This is a genomic window from Sphingobium sp. IP1 (assembly GCF_002708645.1).
Lineage (GTDB): Bacteria > Pseudomonadota > Alphaproteobacteria > Sphingomonadales > Sphingomonadaceae > Sphingobium > Sphingobium yanoikuyae.
Window position 1 is genome coordinate 1 of the sequence record NZ_NOIW01000201.1, and the last position, 4,283, is coordinate 4,283.

The following is a 4,283-nucleotide window of genomic DNA, read 5'->3' on the forward strand; positions in this document are numbered from 1 at the left end:
GGCCAGCACGCATCCCGCGCTGCCCCCGCCGGGCCATGGTCCGCGCACAAGAGGAGAGGCGATGGACCGGGATTATGGCCGCTGGGATTATATCATCCTGGGCGCGGGCAGCGCGGGATGCGTGCTGGCCAACCGGCTGAGCGCCGATCCGCGCAACCGCGTGCTGCTGCTGGAGGCCGGCGGCAAGGACGACTGGCTGTGGATAAAGATCCCGGTCGGCTATCTCTATTGCATGGGCAATCCGCGCACCGACTGGTGCCTGAAGACCGAGGCGCAGGCCGGCCTTGGCGCCCGCGCCATCGCCTATCCGCGCGGCCGGGTGATCGGCGGCAGCAGTTCGATCAACGGCATGATCTACATGCGTGGCCAGGCCGCCGATTATGCTGGCTGGCGCCAGGCCGGCAACATCGGCTGGGGCTGGGACGATGTCCTGCCCTATTTCGTGCGGGCGGAGGATCATCAGGACGGGGCCAGCGCCACCCATGGCGCGGGCGGCGAGATACGGGTCGAGCGGCAAAGGCTGCGCTGGGATCTGCTCGACCGTTTCCGCCAGGCTGCAAGCCAATATGGCGTGCCCGAAACCGCCGACTTCAACGGCGGCGACAATCTGGGCTCGGGCTATTTTCAGGTGACGCAGCGGCGCGGCCGGCGCTGGAGCGCGGCCGACGCCTTCCTGCGCCCGGCGATGAACCGCCCCAATCTGCGCATCGTCACCGGCGCGACGATCGACCGGGTGACGATCGCGCAGGGCCACGCCACCGGCGTGCGCTTCCTGCTGGATGGCGACGCCTGCACCGCGCAGGCCGATGGCGAGGTCATCCTGTCGGCCGGCTCGATCGGCAGCCCCGCCATCCTCCAGCGATCGGGCATCGGCGACGGCGCCCGGCTGGCCGCACTCGGCATCGACGTGCTGGCCGACCGGCCGGGCGTCGGCGAAAATCTGCAGGATCATCTCCAGATACGCTGCGCCTATCGGGTGAGCGGCATCGCCACCCTTAACGGCCGCGCTGGATCATGGCTGGGCAAGGCGTGGATGGGCCTGCACTATCTCGCCAGTCGCTCCGGGCCGCTGTCGATGGCGCCCAGCCAGCTTGGCATGTTCGTCAAATCCGACCCGCGTCATGCCACCGCCAATCTCGAATATCATGTCCAGCCCTTGAGCCTGGCCGCGTTCGGTGGCGCGCTCGACGCCTTTCCCGCCTTCACCGCCAGCGTCTGCAACCTGCGCCCGCACAGCCGGGGCGATGTGTGGATCCATTCCGCCGATCCGCTCGCCCCGCCCGCCATCCGCCCCAATTATCTGTCGGCGGCGGAAGACCGCCAGGTCGCGATCGAAGCGGTGCGCGTCACCCGCGCGATCGTCGGCCAGCCGGCCCTTGCCCCCTATGCGCCGCAGGAGTTCCGGCCCGGCCCGGATCGGCAGGATGACGCCACCCTGCTCGAAGGGATCGGCGCGATCGCCAGCAGCATCTTCCATCCCGTCGGCACCGCCGCCATGGGCAGCGGCCCGCGCGCGGTGGTCGACCCGCAATTGCGCGTCCATGGCATCGGCGGGCTGCGCGTCATCGACGCCTCGGTGATGCCGACGATCACGTCGGGCAACACCAATGCGCCGACCATGATGATCGCGGAAAAAGGGGCGGAAATGATTCTCGCCGCCGCCCGATCTTGAGTCAACGCCCGGTCGCCGACGCGCCCGTGCGATAGCCCGGCTGGGCCGGCTCGCCGAACGCCGCCAGGATCGTATCGAACCGACGGGCCAGGTCGTCGCGATATTCGGGGTGGGTGATGATATAGGGCTGATCCTGCTCGACCGCGCGCACCACCGCCCGACCCAGCCAGATCGGCTCCATCATGTTGGCCCGAATCTGCGCCAGCCGCGCCGGGTCCATCGCGCCCGGCCCGACCGTGTCGGATTGTGACATGCGGCTGCGGGTCAGGCCGGGAAACAAAGTGGAGACACCGACGCCATGGGGCGCCAGTTCCTGCCGCAGCGAATCCGACAGGCCCAGCACGCCGAACTTGCTCGCCGAATAGGCGGCGAACAGGCCGAAGGGGTTGAGCCCGTTCATCGACGATGTGTTGACGATATGCCCCGCGCCCCGATCGACCATCGCCCGCGCGAAACAGGCGATACCATTATAGACCCCGGTCAGGTTGACCGCGACCAGCCGGTCGAAATCGGCCGGGTCCATGTCGATCAGCGGCGCAAAGCCCGACGCGATTCCGGCATTGTTGCAGAGGATATCCACAGCGCCGAAGCGCGCTTCCGCCGCCACTTTCGCCTGCGCCCAGCTGTCGCGGCTGGTGACGTCGATCGGCAGCGCCAGCACGTCCGTCTCCGCCGGCAGCTTCGCCGCCTCCGCCTCGGCAAAACCCGCGTCGATATCGGCCAGGATGATGCGCCCGCCCTTCTCGGCAAAGGCCTGCGCCATCCCCCTGCCAATGCCGCCGCCACCCCCGGTGATGAATATCGTCCTGCCTGCGATCTGCATCCTGCTCTCCTTTATATTTACGACAATAGTGTCGCAAATTAAGACCAGCAGGGAAAGGGGCTATTGGCCCCGGCTGTAACTGCGCGTTTCCCCTTCCGCCGCCAGCTTCTTGTCCAGCATCCCGGCGGCGCGGTCGGCATAGCGACGGCAGGCGGTCTGATCGATGAAGGCATTGGGCACGCGCTTCGCCCGCAGGCGCGCCAGCTTCGCCGGGTCGGCCGGATCGGGATGAGCCGTGATCAACAGGTCGCAGTCCATAGCGCTCACCTTGGCAAAGGTCGCGCGAAAGGCATCGACCAGCGGCCGGTGCGCCGGATCGGAAAACGCATAGCCATCGGCAGCGATCGGATTGAGGCTGGAGCCGAAGATCATGGTCGCGCATTGCCGCCCCTCGCAGCTTTTCCAGCGCCAGCTCATGCTGCCCATCGTATGGCCCGGCGTCGTGACGGCGGTGATGACCGTGTCGCCCAGCCGGATCTCCTCGCCATCCTTGACCGCGCGCAGCCGGCGCACGGCGGGGAAACGCTCCAGCCAGGCCGCCTGCGGATCGGCCGGATCGATGCCGCCGGTACGCAGCACGGCCGCTGCCGGCGCGCTCGCCACCACCGTCGCGCCACTGTCGCGGGCCAGCGCGGCCAGCCCGCCAGCATGGTCGAAATGCGGTTCCGTGCTCAGGATCAGCTTCACGTCGCGGATCGAAAAGCCCAGCGCCCTGATGTTCGCCTCCACGTCGCGCACTGCCTGCGGCACCGCGCCGTCGATCAGGATCAGCCCGGCACTCGTCCTGATAAGCGCGACATTGAGGCCGCCGAACCCGACCAGATAGGTCTGGCCATGCAGCCGGATCGGTGCCTGCGGCGCCAGCCAGCGCTTGGAAGAGGCAAGCGCGATCGGCCGCAGCAGCGGATCGTCCGCCGCCTTCGTCCAGGCCGGGCCACCCAGAAACATCGCAGCCATGCTGATACCTACGCCCATCCAGTTGCGCATCGCTTTACCCCTATATGCTTGGTGATGGGCAGAGATTGCGGGAGATACCGGCTTGCGACAAAGCATCAATTCTCGACACAGTCATTAGCTAACCTTATGCCTTGACCATGGATCGCGCCCAACTGCCGCTCAATGCCCTGCGCGCCTTCGAGGCGGCCGCCCGGCATCTCAGCTTCACCCGCGCCGGCCTCGAACTCTGCGTCAGCCAGGGCGCGGTCAGCCAGCAGGTCGCGCAGCTTGAGGCGCGGATCGGCGCGCCACTGTTCCGCCGCCTGCCGCGCGGCCTCGCTCTGACCGACGAGGGGCTGGCGCTGCTCCCGGTTCTGGCCGATGCGTTCGACCGGGTCGGCGGCACGCTGGAGCGGATCGAGGGCGGGCGGCTGCATGAAGTGCTGACCCTGGGCGTAGTCGGCACCTTTGCCGGCGGCTGGCTGTTGCCGCGCCTTGCCGATTTCGCCCGCGCCTGCCCCCATGTCGACCTGCGGCTGATGACCAACAATAATCGGGTCGATCTGGCCGGCGAGGGGCTGGACCTGGCGATCCGCTTTGGCGAGGGCGCCTGGCACGGCACCCATGCCCAGCCGATCCTGCGCGCGCCGCTCGCCCCGCCACGCCCGCCCCCCCCCCCCCCCCCCCCGGCCGGACCCCCCCGCGCTCGCGCGCGAGCCGCTGCTGCGCTCCTACCGCGCCGACGAATGGCCGCGCTGGTTCGCCGCCGCCGGTGCGCCCTGCCCGCCGCTGCGCGGGCCGATGTTCGACACCTCGCTGCTGATGGCGGAGGCGGCGCGGGCCGGCCTTGGG

The 4,283-nt window shown here is 68.8% G+C and carries 3 protein-coding genes and 1 pseudogene; 2 read left to right on the forward strand and 2 right to left on the reverse strand.

What is annotated here, in order from left to right; genetic code table 11:
- Positions 1-61: 61 nt before the first annotated feature.
- The gene (locus CG471_RS29065; RefSeq protein WP_099234575.1) at positions 62-1,672 is read left to right on the forward strand and encodes a GMC family oxidoreductase; all 1,611 of its coding nucleotides are present in this window, start codon (positions 62-64) and stop codon (positions 1,670-1,672) included.
- 1 nt (position 1,673) lies between these two features.
- On the opposite strand, the gene CG471_RS29070 is transcribed toward CG471_RS29065, so the two are convergent.
- Positions 1,674-2,495, reverse strand: coding sequence for an SDR family oxidoreductase (locus tag CG471_RS29070; protein WP_099234576.1), 822 nt, complete (start codon positions 2,493-2,495; stop codon positions 1,674-1,676).
- Positions 2,496-2,555: 60 nt separating this feature from the next.
- Positions 2,556-3,482 carry a subclass B3 metallo-beta-lactamase gene (gene bla / locus CG471_RS29075; RefSeq protein WP_099234577.1) on the reverse strand — a complete coding sequence of 309 codons (927 nt, stop codon included), beginning with the start codon at positions 3,480-3,482 and terminating at the stop codon, positions 2,556-2,558.
- A 107-nt stretch (positions 3,483-3,589) separates the two neighbouring features.
- Between bla and CG471_RS29080 the strand changes: the two are divergent.
- Positions 3,590-4,283: pseudogene (locus tag CG471_RS29080) on the forward strand (LysR family transcriptional regulator); the annotation flags it as partial.

Excerpts from the sequence above, each read along its gene's own strand:
- CG471_RS29065 (WP_099234575.1), top strand. The coding sequence starts at position 62 with ATGGACCGGGATTATGGCCGCTGGGATTATATCATCCTGGGCGCGGGC.
- CG471_RS29070 (WP_099234576.1), bottom strand. The coding sequence starts at position 2,495 with ATGCAGATCGCAGGCAGGACGATATTCATCACCGGGGGTGGCGGCGGC.
- bla (WP_099234577.1), bottom strand. The coding sequence starts at position 3,482 with ATGCGCAACTGGATGGGCGTAGGTATCAGCATGGCTGCGATGTTTCTG.